The 17,390-nt window shown below is 38.5% G+C and carries 13 protein-coding genes and 3 pseudogenes; 4 read left to right on the top strand and 12 right to left on the bottom strand.

Annotation, left to right across the window (positions count from 1 at the left end; translation table 11 throughout):
* Positions 1–501: 501 nt before the first annotated feature.
* The 6 genes and pseudogenes from OSO01_RS23655 to OSO01_RS04870 all read right to left on the bottom strand — a co-directional run.
* Positions 502–1,053 (bottom strand): annotated as a pseudogene (locus tag OSO01_RS23655) (N-acetylmuramoyl-L-alanine amidase family protein); the annotation flags it as partial.
* Positions 1,054–1,220: 167 nt separating this feature from the next.
* Positions 1,221–2,273, bottom strand: a complete 1,053-nt coding sequence (locus tag OSO01_RS04890; protein WP_147209252.1) for a 2,3-butanediol dehydrogenase — start codon at positions 2,271–2,273, stop codon at positions 1,221–1,223.
* Positions 2,274–2,585: 312 nt separating this feature from the next.
* Positions 2,586–2,894 carry a PTS sugar transporter subunit IIB gene (locus OSO01_RS04885; RefSeq protein WP_147209250.1) on the bottom strand — a complete coding sequence of 103 codons (309 nt, stop codon included), beginning with the start codon at positions 2,892–2,894 and terminating at the stop codon, positions 2,586–2,588.
* Position 2,895: 1 nt separating this feature from the next.
* The gene (locus OSO01_RS04880) at positions 2,896–3,231 is read right to left on the bottom strand and encodes a PTS lactose/cellobiose transporter subunit IIA (protein WP_147209248.1); all 336 of its coding nucleotides are present in this window, start codon (positions 3,229–3,231) and stop codon (positions 2,896–2,898) included.
* Between the two features lie 2 nt (positions 3,232–3,233).
* Positions 3,234–4,523 carry a PTS sugar transporter subunit IIC gene (locus tag OSO01_RS04875; protein WP_147209247.1) on the bottom strand — a complete coding sequence of 430 codons (1,290 nt, stop codon included), beginning with the start codon at positions 4,521–4,523 and terminating at the stop codon, positions 3,234–3,236.
* Between the two features lie 11 nt (positions 4,524–4,534).
* Entirely contained in the window at positions 4,535–5,845 is a 1,311-nt protein-coding gene (locus tag OSO01_RS04870) for a 6-phospho-beta-glucosidase (protein WP_147209246.1), read from the bottom strand.
* Between the two features lie 312 nt (positions 5,846–6,157).
* On the opposite strand from OSO01_RS04870, the gene OSO01_RS04865 reads away from it, so the two are divergent.
* Together OSO01_RS04865 and chbG are read left to right on the top strand one after the other, a co-directional pair.
* The gene (locus OSO01_RS04865) at positions 6,158–6,895 is read left to right on the top strand and encodes a GntR family transcriptional regulator (RefSeq protein ID WP_147209244.1); all 738 of its coding nucleotides are present in this window, start codon (positions 6,158–6,160) and stop codon (positions 6,893–6,895) included.
* Between the two features lie 156 nt (positions 6,896–7,051).
* Entirely contained in the window at positions 7,052–7,744 is a 693-nt protein-coding gene (chbG, locus tag OSO01_RS04860) for a chitin disaccharide deacetylase (RefSeq protein WP_147209242.1), read from the top strand.
* Positions 7,745–7,822: 78 nt separating this feature from the next.
* Here chbG and OSO01_RS04855 read toward each other — a convergent pair whose 3' ends face one another.
* A complete protein-coding gene (locus OSO01_RS04855) occupies positions 7,823–8,863 on the bottom strand; it encodes a YdcF family protein (protein ID WP_147209241.1) in 1,041 nt (346 codons plus the stop codon).
* A gap of 288 nt (positions 8,864–9,151) precedes the next feature.
* On the opposite strand from OSO01_RS04855, the gene OSO01_RS04850 reads away from it, so the two are divergent.
* A complete protein-coding gene (locus OSO01_RS04850; RefSeq protein WP_246145051.1) occupies positions 9,152–10,309 on the top strand; it encodes a CapA family protein in 1,158 nt (385 codons plus the stop codon).
* Positions 10,310–10,372: 63 nt separating this feature from the next.
* Here OSO01_RS04850 and OSO01_RS04845 read toward each other — a convergent pair.
* Positions 10,373–10,723, bottom strand: a pseudogene (locus tag OSO01_RS04845) (ATP-binding cassette domain-containing protein); the annotation flags it as partial.
* Positions 10,724–10,785: 62 nt separating this feature from the next.
* Between OSO01_RS04845 and OSO01_RS04840 the strand changes: the two are divergent.
* A pseudogene (locus tag OSO01_RS04840) lies at positions 10,786–10,974 on the top strand (PLP-dependent transferase); the annotation flags it as partial.
* 67 nt (positions 10,975–11,041) lie between these two features.
* Here the strand turns inward: OSO01_RS04840 and glnA are convergent.
* The 4 genes from glnA to gntK all read right to left on the bottom strand — a co-directional run bounded on the left by glnA (position 11,042) and on the right by gntK (position 17,289).
* Positions 11,042–12,379 carry a type I glutamate--ammonia ligase gene (gene glnA / locus OSO01_RS04835; RefSeq protein WP_147209234.1) on the bottom strand — a complete coding sequence of 446 codons (1,338 nt, stop codon included), beginning with the start codon at positions 12,377–12,379 and terminating at the stop codon, positions 11,042–11,044.
* Between the two features lie 411 nt (positions 12,380–12,790).
* Complete coding sequence (gene gnd / locus OSO01_RS04830) at positions 12,791–14,188, bottom strand: decarboxylating NADP(+)-dependent phosphogluconate dehydrogenase (protein WP_147209404.1); 1,398 nt, start codon at positions 14,186–14,188, stop codon at positions 12,791–12,793.
* Positions 14,189–14,367: 179 nt separating this feature from the next.
* Complete coding sequence (locus OSO01_RS04825; RefSeq protein ID WP_147209232.1) at positions 14,368–15,726, bottom strand: gluconate:H+ symporter; 1,359 nt, start codon at positions 15,724–15,726, stop codon at positions 14,368–14,370.
* Between the two features lie 18 nt (positions 15,727–15,744).
* Entirely contained in the window at positions 15,745–17,289 is a 1,545-nt protein-coding gene (gene gntK / locus OSO01_RS04820; protein ID WP_147209403.1) for a gluconokinase, read from the bottom strand.
* Between the last annotated feature and the right edge of the window lie 101 nt (positions 17,290–17,390).

Genomic DNA, 17,390 nt, shown 5'->3' with positions numbered 1-17,390 from the left:
AGTAGCGGTATCTCTGCTGAATGAAGTTTTTAATTACAATCTGCGTGCGCTGGTATCTGGTCCAATATAGATATTACGTCTTCCTCTCCCTGTTTGGATTGTCACGACATTCGGGTATGGCTCTGCTAAAATATCATAGGTTAAGCCGCCAAAAGCTGCAGGAGTAAGACTCCAATCGCTATTTTTCTTTACTGGTGTAACGTTTATTGGATATGTGCGCCATGTAGACGCAGATGCCGGCAAATGAATACGCCTTGCTGCTAGTTTAGAGGAATTATTCGAAGGTTTTCCAGATTTGACTGCTTTTAGCAGACATGTATTTTGTGCAGCTGTCCCTGTATAATTTGAAATACCATAAGATCTTGCTAATCTGGCACGATTCGTAAAGCTGGAATCTTCTCCAATTGATTTCAAATAGTCCACAACGGAATGGATTTGTTTTTTAGATATAGATGTTTTTCCTTGATTGTTAGAGCTATTGAAGCTGCTCGAAGACCCCGGGCTGCTTTTAGCAGATAATTGAAATACTCTCGCAATCCCTCTTGCATGTCCTAAAGCAATTTGCTCCAGAATTGTATCTGATTTCAGTTTTGCCGCATCTGCTGCATGATCAATAAAACCATTTTCTGTTAAAATAGCTGGCATGGATGATTCCCGCAGCACGTGAAAATTAGCTTGCTTTCTGCCGCGATTTTGAAGGTTCGCCTGCTTTATTATTTCTTCATGCATGATTTGCCGGTATTTTCCTGTGGTTCCTTGATTAGAAAGGTTCGAATGAATATAATCCTCGTAGCCTGCTCCTCCCCCGGCGTTAATGTGAATAGAAATAAAATAATCTGCGCCCCACTGGTTCGCATCATTCGTTCGCGCTGCCAGCGATACAGTACTATCTGTCGAACGGCTCATCCGAATTTGATGCCCTTGATAACGATTGTTCAAGATATTTCGTATTTTTAAAGCAATCGCTAGTGTTACATGCTTTTCCTGCAATCCTTGTCCTACAGCTCCTGTATCACTTCCTCCATGTCCGGGATCCAAATAAATCTTCACCATAAAAACACACTCTCTCTATTTTAAAATATTGAAAAAAGAGCTTGCCCGTACAAACATGCTCCTTACGATATTTGCTGATTTTTTAATAATAAAGGCAGTTTATCTGTATTTTTATAGAAAAAGCCTGCAGAACTGTCTGCAGGCTTTCAAAAATTGGATAATAATCTTTATTTCGCACTGACAAGAATTTTAGATTGGCTCTTGTCATTAAGCAATAATTCAAATCCTTCTTCTACAACATTATCTAATTTAATTTTATTAGTCACTACTTTTTCAGCAGGGATTTGTCCACTGGCAATCAGATTGATCACACGATCATAAATATTAGAATAGGCCAGAGAGAATTTAATGTTTGCTTCTTTAACTGTAGAAGCAAATGCATTGATTTCTGGATTTTGTCCAAAAATGGCGACCACACAAACGGTACCTGTACGTTTGATAGCTTCCAAACATGTATCAAATGTCGGCTGAACGCCTGCACATTCTAATGCCACGTCAACACCATCACCATTTGTATCTTCCATAATGGTACCAATCACATCATCTTCCATTGGATTTAATGCTTTTACAAATCCAAAAGACTCTGCTAACGCTAAACGTTCTTTCGAAACATCACTGACGAATACTTTACTTGCTCCAGCTGCACGAGCTGAGAGAACTGTTAATAGACCAATTGGGCCTGCACCGGTAACCAGTACAGCATCACCGGCTTTCACACCTGCTAAATCTACACCATGATAGGTTACAGCCGTCGGTTCGACAAGTGCTGCCTGCTCTAATGTCATGTTATCCGGGATTTGATGACAATACTGTTCATCCATGACGCAGTATTCTGCAAATCCACCATCATCGGCAAGCCCGATAAAGGCTGCATTGCTGTTTCTGCATAAATGATAATTTCCTTCACGACATTCCTTACATTCTCCACAGCGAAGATTCGGTTCGATACAAACACGGTCACCCGGTTTTAATGCTGTTACATCGCTGCCTACTTCCGTTACTGTTCCACTGAACTCATGGCCCAATGTCAGCGGAGCTTGTCTTTTTGATATTGGATGCTCTTCTGTTGGAATACCAATAAAATGAGAATAAGCATGTAAGTCTGAACCACAAATTCCTGTCCAGGCTACTTCTACTTTCACATCTTTTGCCCCGACTTCTTTTACTTCGACATTCTCCACCCGGACATCTTTTTCAGCGTAAATTCTTGCTGCTTTCATAAAAAATATCTCTCCCATTCTACAATTAAATTATGAAAGGCAGAGTTTGCTTTCTCTAAACGGAAGGGTCTTACTAGTCCTTATTTACCTGATCCTTCTGGCGAATACACTCTGTCTACGATTCTATTATACTACCCGGCCAGTATGGATGCATTTAAAAAGCACCATCCCCTATAGAATAGTATCTCATTATGATTTATATGATCAGAACGAACTTGCAAAAAAAGCAGTTGAGAAGCTGAAAGATTTCTACAAAAAATACCTTTAGACTAAAAAACTCGTATCCGCAGATACGAGTTTTTCATGTTTATTTTAGTTTCCTTCATTTAAATCAATTGCCTGCTTCAGAACTTTATCACCCTGCATCATTCCATAAGCCATCTGATCAATTACAGCAACCTTTACACCCTGCGGCTCCAGGCTTTCTTTAATTTTACCTTCCAGATAACGGACTTGCGGACCAATAAGAACAACCTGTAAGGATTCGAGATGATTCTTCAGCTGTGACTCTGCAACTGCTTCAATATCTGCTTCAAAGTCCTGTTTTTCTGCAGCTTCCTTCATCTTTTTCACAAGCATTGACGTAGACATTCCCGCTGAACAAACTAAACGTATCTTCATATTACTTCTCCTCCAGACGATTTATTTTTTTATGCATATCTATCATTTCAACAGCTAAATCTTTTACCGTTAAAGCATTCATCAAGTGATCCTGCGCATGAATCAGAATCACGGAAAGCTCCGTTGTTTTTCCATTTGCCTCATCATGTAAAAGATCTGTTTGCATATGATGAGCCTCTGCAAATGCCTCATCTGCTGATTCCATCTTTTTAGCTGCTTCTTCATATTTTCCTTTTTTAGCCAGAATCAAAGCCTCCATTGCGTCTGATTTCGCATTCCCGGCATGTAAGATAATTTGAAACGAAAGCATTTGTACTTCTTCTTTTGTCATTGTCATACTTATTGCCCTCCCATTTTTTCTTTCATCGCACGTACACCTGCCATTACAAATGGAACGTATAGCAGTATGGCGACTGTTAAGTTGACCAGCTGAAGGATAATTCCTTTAACACTTCCGCCAGTTACTAAGTAGCCACTCAATATCGGCGGGATATTCCATGGAACAATTGCTACTGTTTTTGGTACGAGTCCCCAAGATAAGGCAAAGTACGAAATAATAGTAAGGGTAACAGGAACGATAATAAACGGGATTAAGAATACTGGATTTAGTACAATTGGTAAACCAAAAATTACTGGCTCATTGATGTTAAATATCCCTGCAGGTGCAGATAATTTTGCTACCTCACGATACGGATGATTCTTTTCCCGGCGAATCACAATAAATATTGCTATTAATAATGCCAGTGTAGTTCCTGATCCACCCATGAAGACAAAGGAATCCAAGAATGGTTTTGTAACAATGTTCGGCACATCGAATGCGGACATCCCCTGCTGGAACAGGTTTGCATTTTGTTCAATAAGCGGCAGATAAACCGGCTCAATAACAGATCCAATAATATTTGTACCATGTAGACCAAAGAACCATAGTAAATGATTTAAGAATGCAACGACCAATGCTGCCGGCAGTGTATTTCCGAGTCCCTGCAACGGCTCTTGAATAAGATTAAAAATAACTTCAAAAACACTTATTTCTACAAATACGCTTACAATTGCCTGGAATAAGCCTACAAATGCAAGAATAATCATTGCTGGGATTAACGCAGCAAATGAGCGGGTTACACCCTCAGGCACTCCTTCAGGCATTTTAATTGTGATATTTGCCTTAATAAGAAGACGAAATAGTTCTGTTACAATAAGCGCTACAATAATTGCTACAAAAAGTCCCTGCGTTCCCAACCAGTTCATATTCAGACCAAAATCCTCTGTAACCGGTACGAGCATAATATATGAAGCTATCGATATTAAACCGGCAGATAATCCATCTACTTCATAGGACTTAGCTAAATTATAAGCTATCGTAAACGAAATGAGTAGTCCAATAACTGCGAACGTGGCATTCCAAATGCTTCCCCCAACTGTCTGCCAGTTCCCTTCTCCAAAAATATTGTTTAAAATATCCACAATACTAAAGCTGCCAAACGCAGGAAAATTATTAATTAAAACAGCTAATGACCCAATAATAATTAAAGGCATTGTTGCTACAAAACCATCACGAATAGCGACTAAATGACGTTGTGAACCAATACGACCAGCAATTTCAATAAATTTTTGCATAAATTTATTATTCATCTTTCTTCCCCCTACCGGTTAAATTGTGGTAAATAATCTTTATGTGCTTCTATAAGTTCATCTAAAACAATTTTTGCTTTTTTCTCATCCTGAATCAACGGATTTACTAAAAATGCATTATAAGCATCCTCATACTCCCCTGAAATACTCGCTTTAATAACCAGTTCTTCCATTGCTTTCATATTCTGGATCATTCCTCGCATCGGTGCAGGAATTTCACCAATTGTGATTGGTTTTGGACCATTCTTTGTAATGACACAATTTGCTTCAATTACTGCATCATAAGGTAATTCAGGGATGGTGCCGTGATTCCATGTATTTACCGTTTGGATGTCTTCTTTATTATTATATATGGAATCCATCAAACTGCAGGCAACCTGACTGTAAAAAGCACCGCCCCGCTTTTCTAATTCTTCCGGTTTTTCCCGAAGACTCTCCTGCTTGTACAGTTCGAAAAGGGATGCTTCTAATTCTTGAACAATTTCAGCACGTGTACCATTTTCTTCATAAGCTTTTAAATCCTTCTCCAATACGGTTTCTGATTGGAAATAGTATTGATGATATGGATTTGGCAACAGCTTGGTGGATTTAATAAATGTTTCTGACCAATCTAATGGCATAATATTCGCCGGGCTGTAATCAAACTCTTTTTGAATCAGCTTCTGGAATACATCCTCTGTTCGATCCTCTCCGCCGACATAGACACGATCTCCAAATACAAAATGATTTAACCCGATAAATCGAATTAATACATCCTCTGGAGGCACTTGTAATAATTCCGCTGTAGAATGACGCATATTAAATGGTATATTACAGACACCAATAACCTTTTTATGTGCTGAGTGGTTTAGCAGTGCTTCTGTAACCATACCTGCCGGATTTGTAAAGTTAATCATCCAGGCATCCGGACAGATTTCATGTACTTCCTCAGCCACCTCCATTAAGACCGGAATCGTTCGAAACGCTTTCATTATCCCGCCAGCACCATTTGTCTCCTGACCAATCAAACCATGTTTCAGAGGAATGCGTTCATCTTGAGCTCTAGCAGCTAATCCGCCAACCCGAATCTGTGTGGAAACAAAATCCGCTCCTTGTAAAGCTGCTCTCCTATCCAAAGTCCAGGTTAATTTAATATTTACTTTGGCTTCTTTAATCATTCTGTTTCCCAGTTGGCAAATTGTCTCTACCTTTTCCACTCCTTCTTCAACATCAACCAGAACAATTTCTGAGACTGGAAATGTAGGTTGCCTTTGAATAAGTCCTTCTAAAATTTCTGGAGTATAACTGGATCCTCCACCGATAATTACTACTTTTAAAGACATGATTTATTACTCCTTTATTGCTATTTTTGTAATCGCTTTAATTGTTTTTGAATTAATTCGATTTAAATGTATCATACAAATTTTTATTTGTCTACACAAAATAAAATAAATTTGTTATAACAATTGTTTTTTTATTTATTATCTTGTAAACTATCTTTATAACAGAAACGATTATTTACTGTTTTAACCAATAACCAGAAGGACATGGCATCTTTAATGAGTCTTTAGTCCTATTCAATGTTTTATCCCTTGTACTTTTACACTTAAAAGGGTATGATTTTTTAAAAGTGTCGTTAAAGGAGTACGGAACCTATGGAGAGAAACCAATCACTACACACTTATATCAAGGAAGAATTGTTACATCGTATTAAAACAAACCAATACCAGCCTGGTGAAAAAATTCCTCCTGAATTGGAATTATGTAAAAGTTTTAATGTAAGCCGTACCACCGTTCGTACTGCATTAAATCAGCTTACATTAGAGGGATATTTATTACGTCAGCAAGGACGGGGTACTTTTGTGGCTGACAAGAAAGTAAACCAGGCATTATCACAAACCATCAGACGGTATAGTGATCAATTAGCCGATCAGGGTAAACATCCGGAAATTGAGGTATCAGACATTTCTGTCGTTGCCGCAAATGAGTTATTATCTAATCAACTAAACGTAAATCTTCAGGATCCAATTCAGCGTATCGAACGTGTCCGCAAAGCCAATGGAGAGCCGACACAGTACGAAGTAGCTTATGTTCCCTGGTCTGTTGCTCCTGGAATTACAATAGAACATGCTGGTAATTCTTTATACAAATCATTAGATGAGTTCTTTGATGTGTGGATTGCAAAAACCTCAGAAAATATTGAAATAGTCTTTGCAGATGAGCAGATATGCAAATTTTTAGAATGTGAACAAGGGCTTCCCTGCTTTTATATTGAAACATCGGCTGAGGATGAACAAGGGAATAAAGTCGAATTTTCCAGATCCTTCTTTCGGGGAGATAAGACTAACTTTTCTATTGAACGTTCCTATAACAAGGAAGAACCAAAAGCGTAATACACCCGTTTCGAGATGTATATTCCTGAATTCACGCTATTTGGGAGTGGTGTAACGTTCGGCGTTTAAAGGTGGACATAGTTATTTCTGAATAAGAATTTAATCATAAAACTATTTTTCTTATTTAACTACAAATCTATCAGGAGTGTTTTTAATATGAGAATAGAAATTAATGCAGATGATTTTGGACTGACAAAAGGTGTTACAGATGGAATCATTCAAGCACATCAAAACGGCTGTGTCACATCAACAACATTAATGATGAATGGACTTGCCACCGGCTATGCTGTAGAAAAAGCAAAAGAAAATCCTAATTTAAAAGTTGGGATTCATCTTGTGTTAACTTGGGGATTTCCCCTTCATCCCTCTGTTCCAAATCTTGTGAAATCAGATGGAACCTTTAAATTCACCAGTAGTTTTCGTGATATGGAGACTCCGAACCTTGCCGAGATTGAATCGGAATGGCGTGCACAATTGGATGCTTATACAGCTACAGGTTTAGCACTGAATCATATCGACAGCCACCATCATGTTCATGGCTGGCCTCCTTTAAAAAATCTAGTTATCAAGCTTGCTAAAGAATATAATGTCCCTGTACGATATGTTGATTCTTTATCAGACCACCCGGAAATATGCTGGACGGATACATTGTGGACAGGATTTTACAAAGAAGGTGTCACCGATAATTTATTCGACGTTCTTCAAAAAGAAAATGTACAATCAATCGAAGTGATGACGCACCCGGGACGGGCGGATGACGATTTAAGAAAGGTCAGCTCGTATACAGATGACCGCGAGAAGGAAATAGAAATTCTTAACAGAATAGAAATTCCTGATTGGGTAAAATAAAAAGAAATCCAAACATTTATCAGCATTCTTCCATTAGAATTTGACGTGTTTGGATTTCTTTTTTATTTGGATGATTTCTTATGTGAACAAATAGCTGATGATTGCCAGTAGCAAAGAAAAGCCCATGATACAGCTTACGATCAGAAAATGGCGCCGGCGCCCCATGACAACCACAGCAATATATTCTCTGACCATTGCGTTCGGCCAATAATAAAATGCTGTTTTTGAACCAATTCCCTGACTGTCTAAACCTGCTTTTCTTGCATAAATCCCGGCACGGAACAGATGAAAATTATTTGTCGCAAAAATGCTATGATAATTTCCTTCTCCATTCATGTTATCCATGATTTTTTTGGAAAATCTCATATTTTCATATGTGCTGACAGATTTGTTCTCCTGAATAGTGTCTTCGATTGGTATCCCTTTTTCCACTGCATAGCTTTGCATTGCTTCTGCCTCAGAAATACCCTCATCAGGCCCCTGTCCTCCGGAAAAAATAATTTTAGGAGGAGCTGAGACTTCTTTCTGCCGATGATAAAAATCAATCGCTTTATCAATTCTGCTTGCCAATAATGGCGGAACGCGATCATTGATTAATCCGCTTCCTAATACAATAATGAAATCCTGATCCCGTTTCGGCCGATTCCATTGATTCAATCCATAGGCTGTCAAAAAATTAAACATATGTAATAACACATAAACAACGACCAACCCAGCTCCCCCAAAAAGCGGCTGTAAATACTCCGGGAAAAACTGTTCCGGATTAACGATATTAATAATAATTAAAGCAAGTATGACGATGGCCATCATTAAGGTTAAAGAATTCCTGAATCTTTTTCCTTCCTTCTCTCTCAGCACTTTTGCATTATAAAATAAGCCGGCAATTAATGCGAGCACACCAAACGGTATCAGAACAATTAATAGTATTAACGGAAAAGCTAATACCAGATATTGATAAGGACCATCGATGTATATATAAAAGAATGCACAGAAGAAAAAGAATGTGATTAAAAATCCATTAAACAAAAGTCCATTAATCAGTTTACGGGGATCCTGCAAATAACTGATTAGAAAAAGAATTAAAAATAACAGGGGTATGGAAGCAATAAAGTATAACAAATCAATTCACCTCTTTTAATCTCCAGGTTGGTTAGGCCTCTCATCTGAAATGAAGAAGATTCTTTCATTATAAGCTTTTATGCTGATGAAATCACTATTTGTCTAATGTGTTTTTTATGGTAGGATATCTAAAAGACATTCTAAAATCAATGTTATTATTCCAAGTTAATTAAACAATCTTTTCAGAGTAACAAAAGTAGATGCTCCATTACAGCTGGAGCATCCTTCCTGTCTGTTAGAATAAACGGGCATGCTCAGCCGAAACAAATACGTACCGGAGGATTTTTCATGTATAAATTTAAATTTTTCATATCTTTTTTATTGTTTTTCTTTCTTTTAACAGCCTGCACTCCATCTCCCGATAATAATACAGGCTCCTCTCATTCCATGAGGGAGAACTCCCAGACAATTAAAGAAACGGATGAGATTGATCCTAAAGTTACTGTTGCTGCAATTGGAGATATATTAATTCATGACCGTGTCTACGACGATGCTTGGGATGGAGAAAAATATGATTTCAAACCGATGCTTGCTGAGGTTGCAGATTATTTAAAAGAACCCGAAATCACTATTGCCAACCAGGAAACCATTATGGGCGGCGAATCTATCGGTTTATCTGGATATCCTAATTTTAACAGTCCCTTTGAAATTGGAGATGACCTGCAGGATGCAGGTGTTGATATCGTAACAATGGCAAATAACCATACTTTAGATAGAGGAGAAGAAGCAATTCAAAATGCTATTGCCTATTATAAAGAAATCAGCATGCCTTACACCGGAAGCTTCCAAAGTAAAGAGGACCAGTCTGAAATTAGAGTATTAGAAACAGACCAGGATATTTCTGTTGCTTTTTTGAGCTACACATACGGAACAAACGGCATGCCCATACCTGATGGCAAACCTTATCTCGTTAATTTGATTGACCGTGAGCAGATAAAAGAAGAAGTCGAAAAAGCAAATGAGCTTGCCGATGTAACCATTGTCAGCTTACATTTTGGCGTAGAAGAAGAGAGAACGCCTAATCAGGATCAGGCGGATTTAGCGCAATACGCTGCTGATCTTGGCGTTGATGTCGTGATCGGTAATCATCCACATGTTCTTCAGCCAGTCGAATGGCTGGAAGGAAAAGAAGGAAATAAAACATTAGTAGCTTATTCTTTAGGAAACTTCCTGTCAGGTCAATATCAATTTTACAATCGTATTGGCGGGATTTTTGAATTTGATTTGGTAAAGGAGGAAGATGAGGTGCGTGTCAAGGCCCCACGTTTTCTGCCAACCTTTGTAGAGTTTGAGGAAGATGGAGATACAATGTCAAATATCCAAGTAGTTCCATTAGAAAAAGCATCTGAGGAACAAATTGAGGATTTGGATGAAGTTATGTCTGAAATAAAATCGCATATGACACAATGGATGCCTGAGCTGGAATGGATCGGATTATCCGGCTGACTAACATAAAAGGGAGGATTCTTTTTACAAGAACTCCTCCCTTTTATATACACTAAATCAAACCTATCGAATCAGGCTTAAAAATCGTTGTGTTCTTTCTTTGGCAGGTTCCCTGAAGATTTGTGCCGGTTCTCTCTTTTCAACAATAAACCCATCATCAATAAAAATAACCTCGTCTGCCACTTCCTCGGCAAATTTCATTTCATGCGTAACAACAACCATTGTCATTCCTTCATTTACCAAATCACGCATAACTTTTAAAACTTCACTGACAAGCTCCGGATCAAGTGCTGAGGTCGGTTCGTCGAAGAGCATTACCTTTGGATCCATCGCCAATGAACGGGCGATGGCAACGCGCTGCTCCTGCCCTCCTGAAAGCTGTACTGGATAATGATTTTTATGAGCAAGTAACCCACTCTGTCCAGCAGCCGTTCGCCAATGCTTAACGCTTCTTTCTTTGGCATCTTTTATACTGGCTTCAGATTTTCCAATTAGCTGTCAGCTTAGCGGTCGAAAGCCTTATATCCGTGCCGGCAAAAATGACACATGCAACTATCCCGGAAGACAGGCAGCAGGAATTTGGGATATCCAAAGCATTACTTCGAATTTCAGTTGGAATAGAGGATGCAGATGATTTAATTGAGGATTTAGACAGAGCATTATAATAGTATAAAAGGAAAGGTATTGCAGTTGACTAATAAGCGCCGCAATACCTTTTTTTATAAACCAGCTTTAATAATTTGTCAGATATTGCTCCCGTTCCCAAGGATGAACAGAAGTGCGGAACATATCCCATTCAATATCCTTCGCTTCCATAAAATGTTCAAATAAATGCTCACCCAAAGATTCTACGAGCACTTCATCTTCTTCAAGTTTGCTCATCGCTTCTTTCAGAGTAGCTGGAAGGTCTTTTACCCCATTTTCTTCCCGTTCTTTTTTATTCATCACATAAATATTACGATCGACCGATTCTGGTATTTTCAATTCTCTTTTGATACCATCTAAACCTGCAGCTAATAGAACTGTTAAAGCCATGTACGGATTAGCAGACGGGTCAACACTGCGCACCTCAATACGTGTACTTAGTCCGCGGGAAGATGGAACACGAACTAAAGGACTGCGGTTTGAAGCAGACCAAGCTACATAACAAGGTGCTTCATAGCCGGGAACGAGACGCTTATAAGAATTTACTGTCGGGTTTGTTACCGCTGTGAAGTTTGTGGCATGGACAAGAATACCAGCAGTAAATTGATATGCAGTTTTACTTAATTGCAGCTCTGCACTCTCATCAAAAAACACATTTTTCTTCCCTTTAAACAGAGACATATTTGTATGCATCCCGGAACCATTTACGCCAAATAAAGGCTTCGGCATAAATGTAGCGTGCAGGTTATGCTTTCTGGCGATTGTTTTTACTACCAATTTAAATGTTTGAATATCATCCGCATGCTTTAATGCATCGGAGTATTTAAAATCAATTTCATGCTGTCCCGGCGCCACCTCGTGATGTGATGCTTCAATTTCAAAGCCCATTTCTTCAAGCTCCAGCACAATATCACGACGGCAATTTTCACCTAAATCTGTCGGTGCTAAATCAAAATATCCGCCCTGGTCGTTTAATTCTAATGTCGGCGCTCCTTTTTCATCTAATTTGAATAAGAAGAACTCCGGCTCTGTACCAATATTAAAGGCATCAAAACCTAATTCCTCCATTTTTTTCAGATTACGCTTCAGATTATAACGCGGACAGCCTTCGAAAGGAGTACCATCAGGGCTATAAATATCACAGATAAAACGTGCCACCTTACCTTTTTCAGAGGTCCATGGGAAAATAACGAATGTATCTAAATCAGGATATAGAAGCATATCTGATTCTTCAATACGTACAAACCCCTCTATACTGGAACCATCAAAAGCCATTTTATTATCCAGCGCCTTATCTAATTGACTTAAAGGAATTTCAACGTTTTTAATTGTGCCCAGCATATCAGTAAACTGAAGACGGATAAAACGCACATTCTCTTCTTTAATCTGCTTTAAAATTTTTTCTTTTGTTAATTTTTCTGCCATTTGTTCCCCTCCTAAAAATATCTTTAATAATTATGAAAAGAAAGCTTCCACTGCATTTTTTACAGCGATAACTCTTTTTTAACCTGAAATCAGTGTTCGCGAAGAAACATACTAAATCCTCTTATCTTATACTTGCTTTCTTTAAACTTTTATAGATAGATTAGCTTTTAATGTTTTCTTTGATTTTTTTATATTACACTAGTGTTAGGTTTGTTGTCAATAAAATGTTAGGTTTTATTACAAATAAAATTTATAACTTTTATTGACAATAAAAATACCCTTTCCGATTAAGGTAACCACCTAATTGAAAGGGTATTTTTTATTATGTTATTTTAAGATGGGGAAATGATAAAATTATACAAAAAGGAAACCGCTACTGTATTACCTGATTAACTAAAGTCAAAACTTGTTTTACCAGATTGTATGAAAATCGCCTTCTTTGTCAACACGCTGATACGTATGAGCTCCAAAATAATCGCGCTGTGCCTGAATCATATTTGCACCGCTTTTTGCAGAACGATAGCCATCATAATATATCAATGAAGCGTTGAAGCATGGCAGCGCCAGCCCTGTCTCCATCCCTTTTATCACTACTTTACGAATAGCCTCTTGATAATTATTAAGCTTGTCTTTGAAGTATGGAGAAAGAAAAAGATTTGACAGCTCCTTATTTTCCTTAAATGCATTACTGATTTCATTCAGGATACCCGCACGAATAATGCAACCTCCACCGAAAATCAAAGCAATTTCATCCAGCTGCAGCTCCCATTTATATTGCTCAGAAGCCTGTTTATATTGGTAGAATCCTTGCGCGTAGGTACAGATTTTTCCCATAAATAATGCCTGACGCACCAGTTCAATCCACTCTTTTTTATTAACCGCCCCCATAAATGGATTAGGGCCGTTCAGCTCTTGTTCCGCAATCATACGCTCTTCCTTTACAGTTGATAAAAAGCGCATAAATACGGATTCTGTAATAATAGATAAGGATACACCGATATCCAATGCATTTTGGCTTGTCCATTTACCGGTTCCCTTTTGAGCTGATTTGTCTAAAATCACATCAACCATAGGAAGATTTGTCTCCTCATCAACATGGGTTAATATAGCAGACGTGATTTCCATCAAATAGCTTTCCAGCTCCCCATTATTCCATTCTTCAAAAATAGCAGCAATCTGATTGACATCAAGCTTTAATCTCTCCCGTAAGAATTGATAGGCTTCTGTTATAAGCTGCATATCTGCATATTCAATTCCATTATGCACCATTTTCACATAGTGTCCTGAGCCTTCTTTGCCAAGATACGAACAGCATGGCTTGCCATCTACCTGTGCGGCAATTTTTTCTAAAATTGGAGCGACCTGCTGATAGGCCTCTTTATCTCCGCTTGGCATTAACGCTGGCCCATTCAAAGCACCTTTTTCTCCACCTGAAACACCAACACTAATAAAATGGAGTCCTTTTTTCTTTAAGTATCCATACCTCCTGTTAGAATCCAGAAAATTAGAGTTTCCTCCATCCATTATAATATCGCCTTGATCTAATAATGGCAGGAGACTGGCTATAACCGAATCCACAACTTGTCCCGCTGTAACCATAAGAAAGATTTTTCTTGGTTTTTCCAAAGAATTTATAAAGCTGTCCAACTGATAATGCGCTTCAATATTCTTATTTTGATGCTTTGCTTGAAATGAATCTGTTAAATCAGATGTATAATTATAAATAGCTACTTTTCCATTCTTGTTCGCCATATTCATAGCAAGGTTTGCTCCCATAACACCTAGTCCAAAGACACCAATTGAATTCATTTTCTTCATTCCCTTCCTTTAAAAAAGTGTTCAAATTCTCACTGTAAAAATTACATTGCAGGAATTTGAACACATACTGTACACTATATGAAAATATAAGATTTTAGCAGCTTTTTTCGCTCTGACAAATAAATTCGGTACCTGTCTGATAACCTTACAATTTTTTACAGATTATTTCTTTAAATAAATAAGCTGAATAATAGAGTAAATACAAGACCCGATACAGAAATTATTGTTTCCAGCAACGTCCATGTTGCAAATGTTTCTTTCATAGATAAATTAAAATATTCCTTAAAAATCCAAAATCCTGTATCGTTTACGTGTGAAGCAATCAGACTTCCGGCACCTGTAGCTAATACCATCAATGCCAAATTCACATCAGATCCTTCTACTAATGGGATAACCATTCCGGCAGTTGTCAATGCCGCTACTGTTGCCGATCCTAATGCAACTCTGAGAATAGCTGCGATTAACCAGGCAAGAAAAATGGGAGACATACTCGTGCCGGAAAAAATATTAGCTACTGCATCACCGACACCACCGTCGATTAATACCTGCTTCAAAGCACCACCGCCCGCAGTAACCAGCAGAATAATACTAATCCCGCGAACTGATTCCTCTGCTGAACTCATTAATGTCTTCATTGGAATCTTGCGCGCTATTCCCATTGTGTAAATAGCAAATAACAGAGAAAGCAGGAGAGCCGTGGTTGGATCACCAATCGTACGCACTATTTCAAAGAACAGATTATCCGCAATACCGCCAATTTCCTGAAACAGCTGCACTATCGTTGTAACCGCCATCAAAATCACTGGAGAAAGCGCAGTCAGGGCACTAATACCAAATCCAGGTGTTTCTTCTTCTTTAAATGTTTTAGTGTTACCAAGAGATCCAATATTGCCGATCCTTGAAAAAGCGTCCGGCACTAATTTTTGAGCAACCTTTGTAAACAACGGCCCTGCAAGAATAACTGTCGGAACCGCAATAACGATACCAATTAGCAGTACTACACCAATATTTGCCCCATATTGCTCTGCAATAACTGTTGGTCCCGGATGAGGCGGCAAGAATCCGTGCGTTACAGATAATGCAGCTGTCATTGGTAAACCAAGGTATAATAATGGCAATTTAATTTCTTTCGCAATCTGATAAACAATCGGAATTAATAGTACCAGTCCTACCTCAAAGAACAGCGCAACACCAATAATAAAGGAAGCAATTACTACCGCCCATTGGATACGTTTTTTACCGAATGCATTAATCAGCGTTAAAGCGATACGCTGTGCTCCCCCGGCATCAGCAACTAATTTACCTAACATTGCACCAAAAACGAAAATGAGTGCAATATCGCCTAATGTTCCCCCTAATCCCGATTTAACCGTATCAACTATTTCTCCAAGAGACATTCCTAATGCTAATGCAGTCAGAAAAGCAACGACAATCAATGAAATGAACGTATTCAGGTTCCACTTCATGATAAGCAGCAGCAATGCAGTTACTGCTAACGCAACAATGATAAGCGGAAAAATATTTTCCATCTTTCTTCATCTCCCGTTCTATTTCTTTTTATTTTCTAATGATTTTCTTTCTTGATAAGCTGCAATCTGTTCATATTCCTGTTCGAGTGAACGTGAAATATTAATAAAGATTGGCATTAATTCCCGATAAGCCTGAATATGCTCTGGATTTGGTTCGTGCTGATGCGTAAACCCAATCAATTCTTCCACAACATCGAAAGAATCAATTTTTCCTTCTGCATACAGTCCGAGTAAACAAGCTCCCAGGCAAGAAGATTCATAGCTTTTTGGAACAATAACATTCTGATCAAAAATATCTGCCATCATTTGACGCCAAAGCCCTGATTTTGAGAAACCTCCTGTTGCCTTGATAGACCTCACTGGAACATCCATTACTTCTACCAATGCTAAGAACACTGTGTATAGGTTAAAAATAACTCCTTCTAAAGCAGAGCGAACCATATGTTCTTTTTTATGATTTAAAGTTAAGCCAATAAATGACCCGCGGACATTGGCATTCCAAAGTGGAGCACGTTCACCGGCTAAAAATGGATGGAATAACAATCCATTTGACCCCGGCTCTACCTGTTTCGCAATAGCAGTTAATACTTCATAAGCATCAATATTTAAGCGTTTCGCTGTTTCTACTTCACTTGCAGCAAGCTCATCACGAATCCAGCGCAGCACCATGCCGCCGTTATTTACCGGTCCGCCAATTACCCAATGATCTTCTGTTAACGCATAACAAAAGATACGCCCTTTTTGATCCGTGCGGGGTTTGGGAATAACGGTGCGGATTGCCCCGCTTGTACCGATTGTAATTGCAACGTCTCCTTCTTTAATTGCATTCACTCCAATATTAGAAAGCACCCCGTCACTTGCTCCAATAACAAATTTAGTATCTGGAGCAATCCCTAAATCCGCCGCAATTTCAGAGCGGCAATCAGAAAAAATTTCTGTAGTAGGAACCAGCCTTGGCAGTTTACTCTCTGAAATACCTGTAATCTCAAGAGCTCCTTTATCCCAGGCAAGCTCTTCCAGATTCATCATCCCTGTAGCTGAGCCAAGAGAATAATCCATCACATACTCACCGAATAATTGATTAAAAACGTATTCTTTAATGCCAATGTATTTCTTTGTCTTTCCAGCTAATTCCGGATGCTCCTGCTCCAGCCATGTAATTTTACTAAGTGGAGACATAGGATGAATCGGTGTACCTGTCCGCATGTAAACGTCATTACCGTTCCATTCATTCTTGATTTTATTTGCCCAATTTAAGCTGCGGTTATCTGCCCAGGTGATACAGGGTGTAATTGCTTTATTATTTTCGTCCATCGCAATTAAGCTGTGCATGGCGCTGCTAAAAGAAATAAAGGAAAGATCCTCTTTATCTATCTCTGAGTCCTTGATTGTTTGCCGGATGACATAAAGTACTGCCTGATAAATTTCTTCCGGATTCTGCTCAGCTGTTCGAACATCTGGTGTATTTAGATCATAGCCCTGGTTGCTCTGCGCAATTATTTCGCCAGTTTCCCGGTAAAGTACTGCTTTTGTGCTTGTTGTACCAATATCCACGCCGAGCATAAATTTATTTTGATTCACTTTTATCCCTCACAATCTTTTTTCGGAACCTGTTTGTTCCTTGAAGATATATTTCTATCAGTTATCGAATGTACTTGCATTTC

The sequence above is a fragment of the Oceanobacillus sojae genome (assembly GCF_007991515.1).
GTDB lineage: Bacteria > Bacillota > Bacilli > Bacillales > Amphibacillaceae > Oceanobacillus > Oceanobacillus sojae.
Note: the sequence above shows the minus strand (reverse complement) of the source record. Positions and strands in the feature narration are given on the sequence as shown.

Coding starts and splice junctions, on each gene's coding strand:
- chbG (WP_147209242.1), top strand. CDS start 7,052: ATGAGAATAGAAATTAATGCAGATGATTTTGGACTGACAAAAGGTGTT.
- OSO01_RS04875 (WP_147209247.1), bottom strand. CDS start 4,523: ATGAATAATAAATTTATGCAAAAATTTATTGAAATTGCTGGTCGTATT.
- OSO01_RS04865 (WP_147209244.1), top strand. CDS start 6,158: ATGGAGAGAAACCAATCACTACACACTTATATCAAGGAAGAATTGTTA.
- OSO01_RS04825 (WP_147209232.1), bottom strand. CDS start 15,726: ATGGAAAATATTTTTCCGCTTATCATTGTTGCGTTAGCAGTAACTGCA.
- OSO01_RS04870 (WP_147209246.1), bottom strand. CDS start 5,845: ATGTCTTTAAAAGTAGTAATTATCGGTGGAGGATCCAGTTATACTCCA.
- glnA (WP_147209234.1), bottom strand. CDS start 12,379: ATGGCAGAAAAATTAACAAAAGAAAAAATTTTAAAGCAGATTAAAGAA.
- OSO01_RS04880 (WP_147209248.1), bottom strand. CDS start 3,231: ATGACAATGACAAAAGAAGAAGTACAAATGCTTTCGTTTCAAATTATC.
- gntK (WP_147209403.1), bottom strand. CDS start 17,289: ATGCTCGGCGTGGATATTGGTACAACAAGCACAAAAGCAGTACTTTAC.
- OSO01_RS04850 (WP_246145051.1), top strand. CDS start 9,152: ATGTATAAATTTAAATTTTTCATATCTTTTTTATTGTTTTTCTTTCTT.
- gnd (WP_147209404.1), bottom strand. CDS start 14,188: ATGAATTCAATTGGTGTCTTTGGACTAGGTGTTATGGGAGCAAACCTT.
- OSO01_RS04890 (WP_147209252.1), bottom strand. CDS start 2,273: ATGAAAGCAGCAAGAATTTACGCTGAAAAAGATGTCCGGGTGGAGAAT.
- OSO01_RS04885 (WP_147209250.1), bottom strand. CDS start 2,894: ATGAAGATACGTTTAGTTTGTTCAGCGGGAATGTCTACGTCAATGCTT.